The following is a 17405-nucleotide window of genomic DNA, read 5'->3' as shown; positions in this document are numbered from 1 at the left end:
CGCCGACGGGGCCTCCGCGTGACACGTTGGCGCAGGCCGGCCTGGTGGAGCGTGCTGCTGACCGTGGGCGCCGCGGCGCTGTTCGTGCGCCTGGGCGTGTGGCAGCTCCATCGCGCGGACTACAAGGAAGCGCTGCTGCGGCGCTACGCCGCCGCCGCGGAAGCGCCACCGGTTCCCTTGCGCCAGGTGGCCGCGACACCGCCGCAGGACGCCTTTCCCCGCGTGGCGGTCGAGGGACGCTACCTGGCCGACCGCGTCTACCTCCTCGACAACCCGCGACACGATGCGCGCGGCGGCGTGGAGGCCTACGTGCCGCTGGCGCTGCCCGGTGACGCCCGCCTGCTGCTGGTGGATCTGGGCTTCCTTCCCGGCAGCGGCGACGAGCGGACGCCGCAGTTGCCGCCGCTGCCGCAAGGCGAGCTGCGCCTGCACGGGTTGTACCTGCCGCCGCCCGGCACCGGGCTGGAGCTCGGCGGCGACGCGCTGGCAAGCCAGACCCGCTGGCCCAAGACCAGCATCTACCTGGACCTGGCCCAGGTGGCGAAGGACCTCGGCCGGCCGCTGTATCCGCGCGTGCTCGCACTGGACGCCGACCCGGCGGCGGTGTACCAGCGCGCGCACATGTTCGATTTCTCCGCGATGCCACCGGCACGGCATCGCGCCTACGCCTTCCAATGGTTCGGCTTCGCGGTGGCGGTGCTGGCGATCTTCGCCGTGCTGCATCGCCGCCGTGGCCCCCGACGTACGGACGACCGATGAACACTCCCGCGCCCTCCCTCAAGGCCAGCCGGCTCAAGCTGCTGGCGATCATGGCGGTGTTCGCCGCCCCGATCATCGCCGCGGCGATCCTCACCTTCAGCGGCTGGCAGCCCAGCGGCAAGGGCTACGGTCGGCCGGTGCAGCCGCAGCGCAATTTCGTGGACGAGCACGTCCGCGTGCGGCTCGCCGACGGCAGCGACTACGCCTGGCGCGACCCGGCCGAACCGCGCATGACGCTGGTCGCGCTGGCCGGGCCCGGCTGCGCGGCACGCTGCTTCGATGCGCTCAGCGGGATGGCCAAGGCGTGGGTGACGCTGAACCGCAACCAGAAGCGGTTGCGGCTGCTGTACCTGGGTACGGCGCCTGCGGACCGGGCGCAGGTGGCCGCGATGAAGGCCTACTGGATCCTCGGCGAGGATCCGGACGGCCGCCTGGCCGCCTTCCGCCCGGCCGCGGCCGACAGCGTGAGCGCCCTGCTGGTGGAGTCCAACGGCACGGCGCTGGCCTACTACCCGGCGGGCTTCGACGGCACCGGCCTGCTGCGCGACCTGCACAAGGTGATCAAATGAACGGTGACGCAGGCAGCCGCATGCCGGTTGCAGAGACGGTGGCGGACACGGGGCCGGGGCGCGGGCTGCGCCGTGCGATGCGCTGGCTCGCCGTGTGCGCGGCGGTGTTCGCGTTCGGCGTGGTGATGTTCGGCGCCTTCGTGCGCCTCTCCAATGCCGGCCTGTCCTGCCCGGACTGGCCCACTTGCTACGGCCAGGTGACCTGGCCGCAGCATGCGCAGGCGGTGGCGCGCGCCGATGCCGCCTTTCCCGACCGTCCCTACGAGGCGGACAAGGCCTGGCGCGAGCAGGTGCACCGCTTCCTGGCGGGCACGCTCGGCGTGCTGGTGCTGGCGCTCGCGTTGCTGGCCGCCTGGCGGCCGCGCTGGGCGCGGACGGCGGTGATCGCCGGCGCGCTGCTGGCGGCCGGCGGCGTCACCTTGTACGTGCGCGGGGAGCACGTCTGGTCCTCGCTGCTGGCGGTGGCGGCGATCGCGCTGCCGCTGGCCGCGGCGGTGCGGCTGCGCCGGCCGGGCGCGTGGCGGCTGGCCGTGCTGGCGCTGGCGGTGATCATCTTCCAGGCGATGCTCGGCATGTGGACGGTGACCCTGCTGCTCAAGCCGATCGTGGTGATGGGCCATCTGCTCGGCGGCATCACCACCTTCGCGCTGCTCGCCTACGCCGCGCTGCGCTTCGCCGGCGTCGGCGCAGCGGACGAGCGGTACGCCCCGCTGCGCCGCTGGATCGCGCTCGGCATCGTGCTGCTGGCCTGCCAGATCGCGCTGGGCGGCTGGACCTCGTCCAACTATGCCGCGCTCGCCTGCGGCACCGGTCCGGATGCCTTCCCCAAGTGCCTGGGCCAATGGGCGCCGCCGACCGACTTCAGGGAGGGCTTCGTACTATGGCGCGGCATCGGCGTGAACTACGAAGGTGGCGTGCTCGACATGGCCGCGCGCAGCGCCATCCAGATCGCGCACCGCATCGGCGCGCTGGTGGTTTTCGTGTACCTGCTGTGGCTGGGCCACCGCGTCGCCCGCGCCGGCCTGCGTGCCGCGGGGGGCGCGATCGGCGTGGTGCTGGTGGTGCAGGTGCTACTGGGCATCAGCAACGTGCATTTCGGGCTACCCTTGCCGGTAGCGACCCTGCACAACGGCGTAGCGGCCCTGCTGCTGTTCACCCTGCTGGCGACCCTGGCGCGCGCGCAGCAACGGTTGGATGATGCGGGGCCTTCCGTGCCCGTCTCGCCCACCGGGCCGCGTCAACCGCGCTGAAGCCCGTGGAGGAACGGAATGGTGGCAAACCGTCAAGGCCGGATACTGGGAAGCGCCCTCGCGGCGTTGGGTGCGCTGTGCCTGTGCGGCGTCGCCGTCGCGCAGGAAAAGGCGCAGAAGGGCGTCAGCGCAGGCGCCCTGGAGCGACGCAGCCAGCACACCGGCAGCCAGGATCCGCTGTCGATCGAACGCCGGCTCCGGGAGCGCGATGCCGCGCGGCCGCGGATGTCGGACCAGCAGCTGACCGACTTGTTCCTGGCGCTCGACCGCAACAGGGACCTGCGTCTGGCGCGGTCCGAAGTGGCCAGCCTGCCGGTGCTGCGTGCACGCTTCGATACGTTCGACCTGAACGGCAATCATCGCCTCGATTACTCGGAATTCGCCGACTACGCCGATACGGCCGCGAACGAACTCGCCCAGCACGGGCCCTGAGCCCGTGCCCCGACCTGTGAAGCCTCCCGTGGCCCTGCATTTCTCCCAGTACTTCCAGTTGACCAAGCCGCGCGTCGTGGCGCTGCTGGTGTTCTGCGCGGTGATCGGCATGTTTTTGGCGGTGCCGGGCATCCCGCCGTGGCGCGCGCTGGTGTTCGGCACGCTGGGGATCTGGATGGCTTCCGGGTCGGCCGCCGCGTTCAACCACCTGATCGACGAGCGGATCGACAAGCTGATGGCGCGCACCCAGCGCCGCCCGCTCGCCACCGGCCAGCTCACCGCGCGGCAGGTGCTGGTGTTCGCGGTGGCACTGGGCATCGCCTCGATGCTGGTGCTGGCGCTGCTGGTCAACCCGCTGACCGCGTGGCTCACCTTCGGCGGGCTGATCGGCTACGCGCTGGTCTACACGGCGTACCTCAAGCGCGCCACGCCGCAGAACATCGTGATCGGCGGCTTGGCCGGCGCGATCCCGCCGGTACTGGGCTGGACCGCGGTGACCGGGCAGCTGCACGCCTTCGCGCTGCAGCTGTGCCTGATCATCTTCGTGTGGACGCCGCCGCATTTCTGGGCGCTGGCGATCTTCCGCCGTGACGACTACGCACGCGCACGGATCCCGATGCTGCCGGTGACCCACGGCGTCGCCTACACGCGCTGGCACGTGCTGTTCTATACCGTGCTGCTGGTGCTGGTGACCCTGCTGCCGGCGCTGACCGGCTTCAGCGGCGCCGTGTACCTGGGCGGCGCGCTGGTGCTGGGTGGCGGGTTCCTGTACTACGCGATCCGCCTGCTCGACCCACCGGACGAGTTCTTCGCCATGCGCGTGTTCAAGTATTCGGTGGTCTATCTGATGGCGCTGTTCGCCTTCCTGCTGGCCGACCACTGGCTGATGGCGCCGCTGCAGGGCAGCCGTCTCGTGCTGCAGCACGCGGCCTGAGCCTGCCGCAGGCTTGACAGCCTCCCGCTTCGTCACGACAATGCGCGCGCCGGACGGCGCGCAGCGCCGCGGCATTCCCCAAGACCTTCCAAGGCATATGGACGTCTACCCTAGTCGCAACGTCGACATCCGCGAGCATCGGGTGCCGGCGTCGCATTACAAGCTGATCGTCTGCGGCGACCGCCTGCGGTCGGCCGGCGCCTTCCTCGACTAGGGAAGCCCGGCCCACTCCGAGCGGTGTCGCGGACACCGTTACGAGGAGATGGGCCATGAACCTCCTTCGCGATTTTTCCCTGCTGAGCCTGTGGCGCAGCCTGTTCCCGCATCGTCGGACGGCGCGGGCGGTCTACACCGTCACCGTGCCCGCGCCGCTGGCCGCGGCCGAGGTGATCGAGCTGCGCCGTCCCGTCGTGGTGGCGCAGTCGGCACCGCTCCCCCGCGTGGTCAACGGATGAGCCCGCGTCCGCTCCGCAAGGGCTGGCCTCCGCCAGTCCCCGCGATCGACCGGCCAAGACGGCCGGACCGGTAGCCGGCGCGCGCCTGATTCCTGGCCCGCCGGTGCAGCGAAGCGACAGACGGAAACGGACAGATGATCAGGCAGACCCTTCAGACCGCCGCGGCGCGGGCGACCGGCAGGAGCGTGACCCACTCGCGCGTGGCGGCCGCCGACCACGCCCTGGCCCGCAACGACGAACTGCTGGCCACGCTGGACACCACCCTGGCCGGCCTGGACGCCACGCAGATCGCCGCGCGGCTGCACCGCGACGGCGCCAACGAGGTCTCCCACGAGAAGCCGCCGCACTGGTCGCGGCAGCTGCTGCGCGCCTGCAAGAACCCGTTCATCACCGTGCTGGTGCTGCTGGCGATCGTGCAGCTGGCGACCGACCGCGCGGACCTCACCGGGCCGCTGATCATCGCGGTGATGGTCGGCATCAGCGTGCTGCTCAGCTTCACCCAGGAGTTCCGTTCCTCGCGCGCCGCCGAGCAGCTCAAGGCGATGGTACGCAACACCGCAACCGTCACCCGGCGCGCCGCCGACGGCCACAGCGAGCGCATCGAGGTGCCGGTCGGCGAGCTTGTCGCCGGCGACATCGTGCACCTGGGTGCCGGCGACATGGTGCCGGCCGACCTGCGCCTGCTCTCGGCCAAGGACCTGTTCATCAGCCAGGCCATCCTCACCGGCGAATCGCTGCCGGTGGAGAAGGCCGCGCCCAGCGCGCGCGACCTGCTCGCCGCCGACAGCAGCCATCCGCTGGAGCTGTCCAGCGTCTGCTACATGGGCACCAACGTGGTCAGCGGCACCGCCACCGCGGTGGTGGTGGCGACCGGTCCGCGCAGCTACCTCGGCTCGCTGGCGCACACGCTGTCGGGCCCGCGCGTGCAGACCAGCTTCGACCGCGGCGTGCGTTCGGTCAGCTGGCTGCTGATCCGCTTCATGGCGGTGATGGTGCCGGTGGTGTTCCTGATCAACGGCTTGGACAAGCACGACTGGCTGCAGGCCTTCCTGTTCGCGCTGTCGGTGGCGGTTGGCCTGACCCCGGAGATGTTGCCGCTGATCGTCACTGCCAACCTGGGCAAGGGCGCGCTTGCCATGTCGCGCCGCAAGGTGGTGGTCAAGCGCCTGAACGCGATCCAGAACTTCGGCGCCATGGACGTGCTGTGCACCGACAAGACCGGCACGCTCACGCTGGACCGCATCGTGCTGGAGCGCCACCTGGACCTGGAGGGCGAGCCGTCCGACGAGGCGCTCGAGTACGGCTACCTCAACAGCCGCTTCCAGACCGGCCTGAAGAACCTGATGGACAAGGCGGTGCTCGCCCACCGCGACCTCGAACCGACCGCCGCCCGCTTCCGCCTGGTCGACGAGATCCCGTTCGACTTTCAGCGCCGGCGCATGTCGGTGGTGCTGGCCGGCGGCGACGGACAGCACCTGCTGGTGTGCAAGGGCGCGGTGGAGGAGATGCTGGCCATCTGCAGCGCGGCCCGTCTGGGAGGCCAGGAAGTGCCGCTGGACGACGCGCGCCGCGCCGGGATCCGCGCGATGACCCACCGCCTGAACGAGGACGGCCTGCGCGTCCTGGTGGTCGCGGTCAAGCGTGCGAGCCCGAGCGGCCGCGCCTACGGCCTGGCCGACGAGGCAGGCCTGACCGCGATCGGCTGCCTCGCCTTCCTCGACCCGCCCAAGGACTCGGCCTCCACCGCGATCGCGGCGTTGCACGAGCACGGCGTGGCGGTGAAGGTGATCACCGGCGACAACGAGGCGGTGACCCGCAAGATCTGCCGCGAGGTGGGGCTGGAAGTCAGCCATTCGGCCCAGGGGCGCGACATCGAGGCGCTGGACGACGCGGCGCTGGATGCGCTGGTCGCGCGCACCACCGTGTTCGCCAAGATGTCGCCGTTGCAGAAGGCGCGCGTGGTGAAGTCGCTGCAGCGCCAGGGGCACACCGTCGGCTTCCTCGGCGACGGCATCAACGACGCGCCGGCGCTGCGCGAGGCGGACGTCGGCATCTCGGTGGACACCGCCACCGACATCGCCAAGGAGTCGGCCGACATCATCCTGCTGGAAAAGAACCTGATGGTGCTGGAGGAGGGCGTGGTCGAGGGCCGCATCACCTTCGGCAACGTCATGAAGTACATCAAGATGACCGCCAGCTCGAACTTCGGCAACGTGTTCAGCGTGCTGGTGGCCAGCGCGTTCCTGCCGTTCCTGCCGATGCTGCCGTTGCAGCTGCTGGTCCAGAACCTGCTCTACGACATCTCGCAGCTGGCGATCCCGTTCGACCGCATGGACGAGGAATACCTGCGCCGTCCGCGGCAGTGGGACGCCAGCGACATCGGTCGCTTCATGGCCTGGGTGGGGCCGGTCAGCTCGATCTTCGACCTGACCACCTTCTGGTTGCTGTGGCACCTGTTCGGGGCGAACACGCCGGCGCACCAGGCGCTGTTCCAGTCGGGCTGGTTCGTCGAGGGGCTGCTGTCGCAGACGCTGATCGTGCACATGATCCGCACGCGGCGCATCCCGTTCCTGCAGAGCATCGCAGCCGCGCCGGTGCTGGCGCTGACCGTGGCCATCGGCGCCATCGGGCTGGTCATCCCGTTCAGCCCGCTCGGCGGCAAGCTCGGCATGGGTACGTTGCCGGTGGCCTACTTCGGCTGGCTCGCCTTGACGCTGCTCTGCTACGCCGGCCTCACCCAGCTGGTGAAGCATCTGTACATCCGCCGCTACGGGCGCTGGCTCTGACCGCCCGGCGCCTGCCGCAGGAGCGAGCTTGCTCGCGATGCCTTTGGCTTGGGTACCGCATCGAGCAGAGCATCGCGGGCACGCCCGCTCCTATCTGTCGCGGACGGCGGTCGCGGTGGCCTGCTCAATCCGCGCTCGCTTCCCCGTCGCCGCGGGCGGCGGCGCGAGTGGCGTAGCGCCGCGCCAGTACCGCGCAGACCATCAGTTGCAGCTGGTGGAAGATCATCAGCGGCAGCAGCAGCGCGCCCAGCCCGCCGGCCTGGCCGGTGAACAGGATCTTCGCCATCGGCACGCCGCTGGCGAGGCTCTTCTTCGAACCGCAAAAGAGCAACGTGATGCGATCGGCGCGGGTGAAGCCGAGCAGCCGCCCGGCCATGCCGGTGGACAGCAGCGCCAGGCCGAGCAGCAACGCGCCGAGCCCCAGCGTGGCGGCAAGCGCGAGCGGTGCGGTGTCGCGCCACAGGCCCGCGACGACGGCCTCGCCGAACGCCGCGTACACCACCAGCAGGACCGTGCCCCGATCGGTCAGGCCCAGGAGCGGCCGGTGGCGCTCGACCCAGTCGCCGAGCCACGGCCGCAGCAGGTGCCCGGCCGCGAAGGGCAGCAGCAGCAGCTCGACGATCTTCCAGACGCCGGCCAGGCCGGGCGACGCACCGCCATGCGCGGCGAGCAGCAGTCCCGCCAGCAGCGGCGTCAGCACGATGCCGAGCAGGCTGGAGAGCGAGGCGCTGACCACCGCCGCCGGCACGTTGCCCCCGGCGATCGAAGTGAACGCGATCGAGGACTGCACCGTGGACGGCAGCGTGCAGACGAACAGCACGCCGAGCGCCAGCTGCGGCGTCAGCAGCGCGCGCGACAGCGGCGCGAGCAGCCAGCCGAGCAGCGGGAACAGCACGAACGTGCTGGCGAACACGGCCAGGTGCAGCCGCCAGTGCGCCAGGGCACGCAGGATCGCCGCGCGCGGGAGCTTGGCACCGTGCAGGAAGAACAGCAGCATGATCGCCGCGTCGGTGGCGCGGTCCAGCCACCGCGCCGCGTCGCCACGGCAAGGCAGCACGCTGGCCAGCGCGACCGTGCCGAGCAGGGCGAGCGTGAAGCCGTCGGGAAGCAGCCGGCGCAGCGGGGCAGGGAGCATGAACGATCGTGAGGGACGCGAGCGCGCGGGTCGCCGATTCTAGCGGCTGCCGGTCAGCCGTTGCCTGCGCTGCGGCGTGCGCGTCGCCGGCGCCACCACCACAGTGCCGCCACCACCAGCACGCCCAGTCCGGCCAGGATCCACATCCCGTGCTGTCCGCGCCCGATCCACATGGCCAGCCACTCGCGCTTGTCGGCGCCGGCATAGCCGAGGTAGACCCACAGCGGCACGCTGATCAGTGCGGCCAGGCCGTCGAGCAGGAAGAAGCGCAGGAACGAGACGCGATGGGTCGCGCCCGCGGTGACGTAGACCGCCGTGCGCATGCCCGGCAGGAAGCGCGCCAGGAACAGCAGGCGGTTGCCGTAGCGGGCGAACTTCTCCTGCACCTGGGCGTAGCGCGCCGGCGTGAGCAGCCGCGCGACCAGCGGCCATTGCATGATGCGTGCGCCGTGGCGGTGGCCGAGCAGAAACATCGCCGCGTCACCGGCCAGCACGCCGACCAGCGCCACCACCACCATCGCGTGCACGTTGGCGAACCCCAGGCCCGCGATCACGCCGCCGGCGACCAGCGTGATGTCCTCCGGCAGCGGCGCACCCGCACCGCACAGCAGCAGTGCGCCGAACACCGCCAGGTAGCCGCTCTCGGCGAACAGCAGGATCAGGCGCTCAAGCAACTGCATCGGCGGTCCAGGCGGGCGCGCGCGCCGGGCGGTGGAGGCGCGTGCGCGCCGGGAATCGCGCCATCGTGCTCAGCCCTGCGCCGGGGTCGGGCGGCGCGCCGCCAGCAGTTCGCGCAGTTCCGCCTTCTCGGCGTCGCTGAGCGCGCCCTCGCGGTGCTTGGCGGTGAGCGCCTCGCGGCGCAGCGCGACGGCCTGGTCTTCCATCCGCGCCAGTGCGTCGAGGAACTCCGCCCGCTGCGCCTCCGGCTCGCCGACCACCATCGCCGCCATCAGCTTCTGCAGCGCGGGGTACTCGGGCCGCTCGGCGAAATGCTCGACCAGCATGGCCGGGTTGATGCCCGGCCGCGCGCGGCACAGGTCCAGCAGCTCGGCGAGCAGGCCCACGCCCGGCTTGTCCAGGCGCAGGAAGCGGTAGGGCGGCTCGACCAGGTCGGCCAGGCCGGGCTGCGCCAGCAGCAGGGCGATCGCGCTGCGCACCAGTGAACGCTGCACCGCGACCGGCCGTTGCACCGCGCGGCGCGCGGCCGGCTCGGCCGGCACCTGGGCGCGCGCGCCGGTGCGCTTCTCCAGCTCGTCCGCCATCAGGTCGCGGAAGGCGCCGTCGGGAAGCCGGGCGATCAGCGGGCGCGCGCGCTCGGCCAGCCGAGCGCGGCCGTCCAGGCTGGCGGTGTCCACGTCGTGCGCGAGCTCGCCGAAGAAGTATTCGGACAGCGGCGTGGCCGCCTTCAGGCGCCGCTCGAAGCCCTCCTTGCCCTCCTTGCGCACCAGCGTGTCCGGATCCTCGCCCTCGGGCAGGAACAGGAAGTAGGCCTGGCGCCCGTCGCGCAGGCGCGGCAGCGCGGCCTCCAGCGCCTTCCAGGCGGCGGCGCGGCCGGCACGGTCGCCGTCGAAGCAGAACACCACGTCGGGCGCGGCACGGAACAGCACCTCGGTGTGCTCGGGCGTGGTCGCCGTGCCCAGCGTGGCCACCGCGATCGGCAGGCCGGCCTGGTGCAGGGCGATCACATCCATGTAGCCCTCGACCACCACGACGCGCTGCAGGCTCGCGTTGGCCTGCTTCACCTGCCACAGCGCGAACAGCTCGCGGCCCTTGTGGAACAGCGGGGTCTCGGGCGAGTTGAGGTACTTGGGGGCGCTTTTCTCGGGAGCCAGGGCAGGGCTGCCCGCCTCTTGGTCTTCGCGCGAAGGACTCACGCTCGAAGAACCGCTCAGCACCCGGCCGCCGAAGGCGATCACCCGGCCGCGACGGTCGAGGATCGGGAACATCAGCCGCTCGCGGAAGCGGTCATAGCGGTGGCCGCGCTCGCCGGTGGCGACCATGCCCGCTTCCGTCAGCAGCTGCATGCGCCGGTCGCTGCCGCCCAGCGCCTTGATCAGCCCGTCGTAACCGGCCGGCGCCCAGCCCAGGCGGAAGCGGGCGATGGTGTCGGCATCCAGCCCGCGCTTGCGGCAGTAGGCCTGTGCCTCGGCGCTCCTGGGCAGCTCGCCCTCGTACCAGCGCGCGGCGTCCTCGAGCAGGGCGTACAGGTCGCTCTTGTCCTCGCGTGGCCCCGCTTCGCGGCCGCCCTCGCGCGGCACGGTCAGGCCCACCGACTGGGCCAGCTCCTCCACCGCGTCGGGGAACTCCAGCCGCTCGTAGTCCATCAGGAACTTCACTGCGGTGCCGTGCGCGCCGCAGCCGAAGCAGTGGAAGAACTGCTTGGCGGGGCTGACGTAGAACGAGGGCGTGCGTTCGTTGTGGAACGGGCAGCACGCGGTCCACTCGCGCCCGGCCTTCTTCAGCGGCACGCGTCGCTCGATCACGTCGACGATGTCGACGCGGGCGAGCAGTTCGTCGATGAAGCTGTCGGGGATACGGCCGCGCATAGACGGCCTAGTCTAGGGCCTGGGCCCGGGTTCGGGGGCACCTGCGACGTCACGGAAGGCCGCCTGGGCCCGCCGTGACGTGCCGTGCGCGGGCGCGCGGACGGGCCCCGGCGCTACAGGATGTGGAACACGCCGATCACCGCCAGCAGGGCGATGATGAACAGGATCACGAAGATCGCGAACAGGATCTTGGCGATGGTGGCGGTGACGCCCGAAATGCCACCGAACCCCAGCCAACCCGTGACCAGCGAAATGATGGCGAAGATGATGGCCCACTTGAGCATGCCGCTTCTCCCTCCGTCGCGCGGCCGGGGCGGGAGCCTCCGATCAGGCGACGCCGCCCCCTTGTAGGCGATCGGGCGTGAAGGGTGCGCATCAGCTCGCTGTGCGGGGCGTGAGCGTGGCGTGCGCCAGTGCTTGGCAGGGGCCGCGCGCCCGGGGCACCCGTTCCTCTTCAAGGCGGGTCGGGGGTGCCGTGCCGCCGCGCCCGGGCGTCAGCCGCCCAGACGGGCCTTGATGCGGGCGGAGACCTGCGCCATGTCGGCGCGACCGGCTGCCTTCCGCTTCACGGCACCGACCACCTTGCCCATGTCGCGGGCGGAGCTGGCGCCGGTCTGCGTGATGGCTTCGTCGATGAGCGCGTCGAGCTCGGCGTCGTCCAGCTTGGCCGGCAGGTAGCCCTCGATCACCGCCATCTCCGCGCGTTCGACCGCGGCCAGGTCCTCGCGGCCGGCCGCCTCGAACTGGCTCACCGAATCGCGGCGCTGCTTGAGCATCTTCTCGAGCACGGCCAGCGTCTGGGCGGCGTCCAGCTCGATCCGCTCGTCGACCTCGCGCTGCTTGATCGCCGCGAGCATCAGGCGGATCACTCCCAGGCGTTCCTTCTCGCCGCCGCGCATGGCGGCCTTCATGTCGTCGGTGATGCGCTGCTTCAGGCTCATGGGCTGGCTCCGGAAATGCGAAAGGCCGGCGTTGCCGCGCGGCAACACCGGCCTCGGGATGCGGCGGCCGTGCCGCCGGAGAACGCCTGTGCCGCGCGGGACGCTGCGGCGGCAGGGGTTCAGTACATCCGGGTCTTGCGGGAGACGTCGCGCGAGAGGCGGCGCAGGTGGCGCTTCACCGCGGCGGCGCGCTTGCGCTTGCGCTCCTGGGTCGGCTTCTCGTAGAACTCCCGCTTGCGGGTCTCGGCGAGCACGCCGGCCTTTTCGCAGGTGCGCTTGAAGCGGCGCAGGGCAAGCTCGAACGGCTCGTTCTCGCGGACTTTGACGCTGGGCATGAAAACTCCGGGTGGTAAACTGGCCCGCCAACCTGGCGAGCCTGTGAATAGTGGCGAGCCGCGAAGTATAGCGTGGACACCAATCCATTTTCAAACCTGCCCGGCCGGCCGGTGCTCGGCGTGGAAACCTCCTGCGACGAGACCGGGGTGGCGCTGCTGCGCTGGGAGCCGCAGGCGCCCGGCAGCGGGCTGCTCGCCCATGCGCTCTACAGCCAGATCAGGCTGCATGCGGACTACGGCGGCGTGGTGCCGGAACTGGCCAGCCGCGACCACGTCCGCAAGCTGCTGCCGCTGGTCCGCGAGGCGCTGGCGCAGGCCGGCCTGACCCCGGCCGACCTCGGCGGCGTGGCCTACACCGCCGGCCCGGGCCTGGTCGGCGCCCTGCTGGTCGGGGCCGCCGCCGCGCGCGCCATGGCCTGGGCGCTGGGGGTGCCGGCGATCGGCGTGCACCACATGGAAGGCCATCTGCTGGCGCCGCTGCTGGAGCCCGACCCGCCGGCGCCGCCGTTCGTGGCGCTGCTGGTCTCCGGCGGGCATTCCATGCTGGTGGAGGTCGAGGCGATCGGGCGCTACCGCCTGCTCGGCGACACCCTGGACGACGCCGCCGGCGAGGCCTTCGACAAGACCGCCAAGCTGATGGGGCTGCCCTACCCGGGCGGGCCGGCGCTGGCCAAGCTGGCCGAGCAGGGTCGCCCGGGCGTGTTCCGCTTCGCCCGTCCGATGACCGACCGGCCGGGGCTGGACTTCAGCTTCTCGGGCCTGAAGACGCAGGTGCTGCTGGCCTGGCAGCAGTCGGACCGGTCCGAGCAGACCCGTGCCGACGTGGCGCGCGGCTTCGAAGAGGCGATCGTCGACACGCTGGTGATCAAGTGCCGCCGCGCGCTGGAGGCCACCGGCACCGAGCGGCTGGTGATCGCCGGCGGCGTCGGCGCCAACCGGCGCCTGCGCGAGACGCTGGCCGCGGCCGGACGGCAGGACGGCTTCCGCACCTATTTCCCGCGCCTGGCCTTCTGCACCGACAACGGCGCCATGATCGCCCTGGCCGGCGCGATCCGGCTGGCCGCGGGGCAGGGCCAGGACGAGGCCGTGCGGGTGCAGCCGCGCTGGGACCTGGAGAGCCTGCCGGCCGTCGCCGCAGCCACGTAGGAGCGAGCTTGCTCGCGGTGCTCTGGCTCTGGAGCCTCCCGAAGACCACAGCATCGCGAGCTCGCTCGCTCCCACGGTGCGTTGATTGCGGCGGTGGCTTGCATCCCTGCCCGCGCTCGCCGACCCTTGTCGCATGGACATCGTTTTCATCGAGGACCTGCGCATCGACGCGGTGATCGGCATCTACGACTGGGAGCGGCGCGTGCGCCAGACGCTCGCGTTCGACATCGAGATGGCCTTCGACAACACCGTGCCGGCGGCGCACGACGACATCGCCCACACGCTCGACTACAAGGCCGTGTCCAAGCGGCTGATCGAGTACGTGGGCGCGTCCAGCTTCGGGCTGGTCGAGACGCTGGCGGAGCGGTGCGCCGCGATCATCCGCGAGGAGTTCGGCGTTCCCTGGGTGCGGTTGAAGCTGTCCAAGCCGGGCGCCGTGCGCGGCGCGCGCGCGGTCGGCGTGCGGATCGAACGCGGTACGCGGCCGCAGTAGGCACGCCCCGGCCCGCGGGCGCCCGCCTTCCTCGACCCATGCTCGCCCGGAGCGCGCCGCGCGCTCCCGCGACGACAGGAGCAACTTCATGGCCTCCCTGCAAACCCTTTTCGATCTGCCCTGGATGCGCACGCTGCTGGGCAGCCTCGCCCTGCTGGCGCTGGCCTGGCTGGCCGGCGAGCTGTGCCGGCGCCTGTTGCTGCGCCTGCTCGACGGCCTCGCCCGCCGCACCGTCTGGCGCTGGGACGACGCGCTGCTGCAGCACGGCGCGTTCCGCTGGCTGGCACGGCTGGTGCCGCCCCTGCTGGTGCAGTACGGCATCGTGCTGGTGCCCGGCGTGCCCGCCGCGGTGGAAACCGTGGTAGGCAAGGCGATGCTGGCGCTGGTGGTGCTGTTCGTGGTGCAGGCGCTCGGCGCCGTACTGTCGGCGGCGGACGACCTCTACCGGCAGACCCCGGCCGGGCGCCAGCGCTCGATCAAGGGCGTGGTGCAGCTGCTCAAGCTCGGCCTGTTCCTGACCGGCGCGCTGGTGGTCATCGCCGTGGTCACCGGCCGCCAGGTCGGGTTGCTGCTGTCGGGCGTGGGCGCGCTGTCGGCGGTGCTGATGCTGGTCTTCAAGGACACCATCCTCGGCTTCGTGGCGAGCCTGCAGCTGTCCTCCAACGACCTGCTGCGGGTCGGCGACTGGATCGAGATGCCGCAACTGAGCGCCGACGGCGAGGTCATCGACATCGCCCTGCACACGGTCAAGGTGCGCAACTGGGACAACACCGTCACCAGCATCCCCAGCTGGCGCCTGATCGGCGATGCCTACCGCAACTGGCGCGGCATGCAGGAGTCGGGCGGGCGGCGGATCAAGCGCGCCCTGCACATCGACGCGGCCAGCGTGCGCTTCCTCGACGAGGCGGAGATCGGCCGGCTGTCCGCGCTGCGCCTGCTGGGCGACTACCTGCCGTCGAAGGCGCGCGAGGTGGAGCACTGGAACCGCGCGCTGGGCGAGGCGGCCGCGGTGCCGGCCAACCGCCGCCGCCTGACCAACCTGGGTACCTTCCGCGCCTACGCGCAGGCCTACCTGCGCCAGCATCCGCGCATCCATCGCGGGATGACCTGCATGGTACGCCAGCTCGACAGCGGCCCGCAGGGCATCCCGCTGGAGCTGTACTGCTTCACCGCCACGGTGGCCTGGGCCGAGTACGAGGGCATCCAGGCGGACATCTTCGAGCACCTGTTCGCGCTGCTGCCGGAATTCGGCCTGGCGCTGTACCAGCAACCGTCGGGGCAGGACGTGCGCGCGGCGCTGGCCTCGCGCGCACCGGTGCCGGTGCGCGTGGGCGCGCTGGCCGAGGCCTGAGCATGGCACGCGCCTACCTCAGCCTGGGCTCCAACATCGAGCCGCGGCGGCACCTGCGCGCGGCGCTGGACGAGCTGCGCGCGCGCTTCGGCGACGTGGTCGTCTCGCCGGCTTACCGCAGCCGCGCGGTCGGTTTCGACGGGCCCGACTTCGTCAACCTGGCGGCGGCATTGCAGACCGGGCTCGAACCCGAAGCGCTCAACGATTGGCTGCACGCGCTGGAGGACCGCCACGGCCGCCGCCGCGACGTGCCGCGCTATGCGGATCGCACGCTCGACGTGGACATCGTGCTCTACGACCAGCGCGTGATCGATGGGCCCGGCCACCTGCAGGTGCCGCGCAAGGAGCTGGCGCACGCCTTCGTGCTCAAGCCGCTGGCCGACATCGCGCCGGACCTGCGCCACCCGCTGGACGGGCGCCGCCTGGCCGAGCTGTGGGCGGCGTTCCCGCAGGAGAGCGAACCGCTGCAACCCTATCCCCTGTAGGAGCGAGCTTGCTCGCGAGGCCGTTGCTCCGCAGGCGACAGACGGAGCACCGCGAGCAAGCTCGCTCCTATGGAGCGCGTGGGTCGGCCACTGTCGCGGCAGCCGGCCGGGTGCTAGAAAGGCCGCCGTCAATCACGGAACGAGGGGAAGCGCATGGCCGGCAAGTTGGCCCGCAGTTGGGACCTGATGAAGGCGAGTGCCGCGGTGTTGCGGTCGGACAAGGCGCTGCTCGCCTTTCCGCTGCTTTCGGGCGTGTGCTCGCTGGTGGTGGCGGCAAGCTTCCTGGTCCCCGTGGCGCTGGCGGTGATCGCCGGCGGATACCTCGGCGGCGAGCGCACGCGGCATGGGTCGGCGCTCGTCTACCTGGTCGGATTCGGCTTCTACCTCGTGCAGTACTTCGTGATCGTGTTCTTCAACACCGCGCTGGCCGGTTGCGCCTTGCGCCACCTGCGCGGCGAGCCGACCCGGCTTTCCGACGGCCTGGCGCTGGCCCGCTCGCGCTGGGCGAGCCTTCTCGGCTATGCACTGATCGCGGCCACGGTCGGCCTGTTCCTGCGTGCACTGCAGGAGCGGCTGGGCCTGATCGGCCGGCTGGTGGCGGGCTTCCTCGGGCTGGCGTGGACGGTGGCGACCTTCCTGGTGGTACCGGTGCTTGCCAGCCAGGACGTCGGCCCGTTCGATGCGGTCAGGCGCAGCGTGGAGCTGCTCAAGCGCACCTGGGGCGAGAACCTGGTCGGCAACGTCGGCCTGGGCACCGCGTTCGGACTGGCGACCTTGCTGGCCGTACTGCTCGGCGCGCTGCTGATCGGCGGCGCGGTGGCGCTGCATTCGCTGCCCGCGGTGGTGGTTGCGGTGGCGGTGGTGGCGGTCGGTCTGGTGCTGCTCGGCCTGGTGCAGGCCTCGCTGCAGGGCATCTATGCCGCTGCGCTGTACCACTACGCGGAGGATGGCGTGGTCGGTGCCGGCTTCGAGGCCGCGCTGCTCGAAAGCGCCTTCCGTCCGAAGCGGTGACTACACCGACAGGCTGCGCCCGCCGTCCACGCGGATGATCTGTCCGGTGACGAAGGGCGCGTCGCGCAGCAGCCACAGCACCGCGCCGGCCACGTCCTGCGGACTGCCGGCGCGCCGCAGCGGGGTGCGCGCCAGCATCGCGGCGCGGTCGTCGTAGTCCTTGCCCTCGTCCGGCCACAGCACGGCGCCGGGGGCCACCGCGTTGACGCGCACCTCGGGACCCAGGTCCAGCGCCAGCGCGCGGGTCATCGCCGCCAGCGCGGCCTTCGCCATCACGTAGATCGGGTAGCCGGCCAAGGGCCGTTCGGCGTAGATGTCCACCAGGTTGACGATCGCCCCGCGCGCCTCGCGCAGCGCCGGCCAGGCGGCCTGGGACAGGAAGAACGGTGCCTGCGCGTTGGAGGCGAACAGCTCCTCCCAGTGCGCCGGCGTGGCCTCGCCGACCGGCGTGGGCCGGAATGCGGAGGCGTTGTTGACCAGCGCGTCGAGTCGGCCGAAGCGATCCACTGCGCGCTGCACCAGCGACGGCAACCGCGCCGTATCGGCCAGCTCGGCGGCCAGCAGCAGCGTGCTGTGGGGGCGCCGGACCTCCAGCTCCGCCGCCAGCGCCTCGGCATCGCCCGCCGAGCGGCGGTAATGCAGGGCCAGGTCGTAGCCGGCCGCGTGCAGCTGGCGCGCGATGCTGGCGCCGACGCGGCGTGCGGCACCGGTGACCAGGGCGACGGGGCGGGTGGAGGGGTCGGTCGGGGCGGTCATGCGGCGAGCTTGCCGCAAAGC

19 protein-coding genes are annotated in these 17405 nt (G+C 71.6%); 12 read left to right on the top strand and 7 right to left on the bottom strand.

Annotated features, from left to right (window positions below):
• Nucleotides 1–18 precede the first annotated feature (18 nt).
• The 7 genes from WAT24_RS08315 to mgtA all read left to right on the top strand — a co-directional run bounded on the left by WAT24_RS08315 (nt 19) and on the right by mgtA (nt 7185).
• Nucleotides 19–759: an SURF1 family protein gene (locus WAT24_RS08315; protein WP_336807381.1), complete on the top strand. Its 741-nt coding sequence runs from the start codon at nt 19–21 to the stop codon at nt 757–759.
• Nucleotides 756–1328, top strand: coding sequence for a hypothetical protein (locus tag WAT24_RS08310; protein ID WP_336807380.1), 573 nt, complete (start codon nt 756–758; stop codon nt 1326–1328). The genes WAT24_RS08315 and WAT24_RS08310 overlap by 4 nt, the downstream gene beginning before the upstream one ends.
• A gap of 77 nt (nt 1329–1405) precedes the next feature.
• Nucleotides 1406–2578, top strand: coding sequence for a COX15/CtaA family protein (locus tag WAT24_RS08305; protein ID WP_336807514.1), 1173 nt, complete (start codon nt 1406–1408; stop codon nt 2576–2578).
• Nucleotides 2579–2596: 18 nt separating this feature from the next.
• Nucleotides 2597–3010, top strand: a complete 414-nt coding sequence (locus WAT24_RS08300; RefSeq protein WP_336807379.1) for an EF-hand domain-containing protein — start codon at nt 2597–2599, stop codon at nt 3008–3010.
• A 28-nt stretch (nt 3011–3038) separates the two neighbouring features.
• On the top strand, nt 3039–3944 hold the full coding sequence (gene cyoE, locus WAT24_RS08295) for a heme o synthase (protein WP_336807378.1): 906 nt from the start codon (nt 3039–3041) through the stop codon (nt 3942–3944).
• A gap of 269 nt (nt 3945–4213) precedes the next feature.
• Nucleotides 4214–4399, top strand: a complete 186-nt coding sequence (locus WAT24_RS08290) for a hypothetical protein (protein ID WP_336807377.1) — start codon at nt 4214–4216, stop codon at nt 4397–4399.
• Nucleotides 4400–4533: 134 nt separating this feature from the next.
• Entirely contained in the window at nt 4534–7185 is a 2652-nt protein-coding gene (gene mgtA, locus WAT24_RS08285) for a magnesium-translocating P-type ATPase (protein WP_336807376.1), read from the top strand.
• Nucleotides 7186–7309: 124 nt separating this feature from the next.
• Here the strand turns inward: mgtA and WAT24_RS08280 are convergent, their stop codons facing one another.
• From WAT24_RS08280 to rpsU, 6 genes are all read right to left on the bottom strand, one after another.
• Entirely contained in the window at nt 7310–8320 is a 1011-nt protein-coding gene (locus tag WAT24_RS08280; protein WP_336807375.1) for a bile acid:sodium symporter family protein, read from the bottom strand.
• A 53-nt stretch (nt 8321–8373) separates the two neighbouring features.
• Nucleotides 8374–9000 carry a DedA family protein gene (locus WAT24_RS08275; protein ID WP_336807374.1) on the bottom strand — a complete coding sequence of 209 codons (627 nt, stop codon included), beginning with the start codon at nt 8998–9000 and terminating at the stop codon, nt 8374–8376.
• A 69-nt stretch (nt 9001–9069) separates the two neighbouring features.
• Nucleotides 9070–10866 (bottom strand): DNA primase, encoded by a 1797-nt coding sequence (locus tag WAT24_RS08270; protein ID WP_336807373.1) that lies wholly within the window; start codon nt 10864–10866, stop codon nt 9070–9072.
• 113 nt (nt 10867–10979) lie between these two features.
• Entirely contained in the window at nt 10980–11150 is a 171-nt protein-coding gene (locus WAT24_RS08265; protein ID WP_336807372.1) for a DUF1328 domain-containing protein, read from the bottom strand.
• A gap of 210 nt (nt 11151–11360) precedes the next feature.
• The gene (locus WAT24_RS08260) at nt 11361–11807 is read right to left on the bottom strand and encodes a GatB/YqeY domain-containing protein (RefSeq protein WP_336807371.1); all 447 of its coding nucleotides are present in this window, start codon (nt 11805–11807) and stop codon (nt 11361–11363) included.
• A 119-nt stretch (nt 11808–11926) separates the two neighbouring features.
• The gene (gene rpsU / locus WAT24_RS08255) at nt 11927–12142 is read right to left on the bottom strand and encodes a 30S ribosomal protein S21 (protein WP_055999514.1); all 216 of its coding nucleotides are present in this window, start codon (nt 12140–12142) and stop codon (nt 11927–11929) included.
• A 111-nt stretch (nt 12143–12253) separates the two neighbouring features.
• Between rpsU and tsaD the strand changes: the two genes are divergently transcribed.
• From tsaD to WAT24_RS08230, 5 genes are all read left to right on the top strand, one after another.
• On the top strand, nt 12254–13288 hold the full coding sequence (tsaD, locus tag WAT24_RS08250) for a tRNA (adenosine(37)-N6)-threonylcarbamoyltransferase complex transferase subunit TsaD (RefSeq protein WP_336807513.1): 1035 nt from the start codon (nt 12254–12256) through the stop codon (nt 13286–13288).
• A gap of 133 nt (nt 13289–13421) precedes the next feature.
• Nucleotides 13422–13781 (top strand): dihydroneopterin aldolase, encoded by a 360-nt coding sequence (gene folB, locus WAT24_RS08245; protein ID WP_336807370.1) that lies wholly within the window; start codon nt 13422–13424, stop codon nt 13779–13781.
• A gap of 88 nt (nt 13782–13869) precedes the next feature.
• On the top strand, nt 13870–15132 hold the full coding sequence (locus tag WAT24_RS08240) for a mechanosensitive ion channel family protein (protein WP_336807369.1): 1263 nt from the start codon (nt 13870–13872) through the stop codon (nt 15130–15132).
• 2 nt (nt 15133–15134) lie between these two features.
• On the top strand, nt 15135–15617 hold the full coding sequence (gene folK, locus WAT24_RS08235; RefSeq protein ID WP_336807368.1) for a 2-amino-4-hydroxy-6-hydroxymethyldihydropteridine diphosphokinase: 483 nt from the start codon (nt 15135–15137) through the stop codon (nt 15615–15617).
• Nucleotides 15618–15770: 153 nt separating this feature from the next.
• Complete coding sequence (locus WAT24_RS08230; RefSeq protein ID WP_336807367.1) at nt 15771–16628, top strand: DUF6159 family protein; 858 nt, start codon at nt 15771–15773, stop codon at nt 16626–16628.
• On the opposite strand, the gene WAT24_RS08225 is transcribed toward WAT24_RS08230, so the two are convergent.
• A complete protein-coding gene (locus WAT24_RS08225) occupies nt 16629–17384 on the bottom strand; it encodes a pteridine reductase (protein ID WP_336807366.1) in 756 nt (251 codons plus the stop codon).
• Nucleotides 17385–17405 lie beyond the last annotated feature (21 nt).

The sequence above is a fragment of the Fulvimonas yonginensis genome, from assembly GCF_037137055.1.
Lineage (GTDB): Bacteria > Pseudomonadota > Gammaproteobacteria > Xanthomonadales > Rhodanobacteraceae > Frateuria_A > Frateuria_A yonginensis.
Note: the sequence above shows the minus strand (reverse complement) of the source record. Positions and strands in the feature narration are given on the sequence as shown.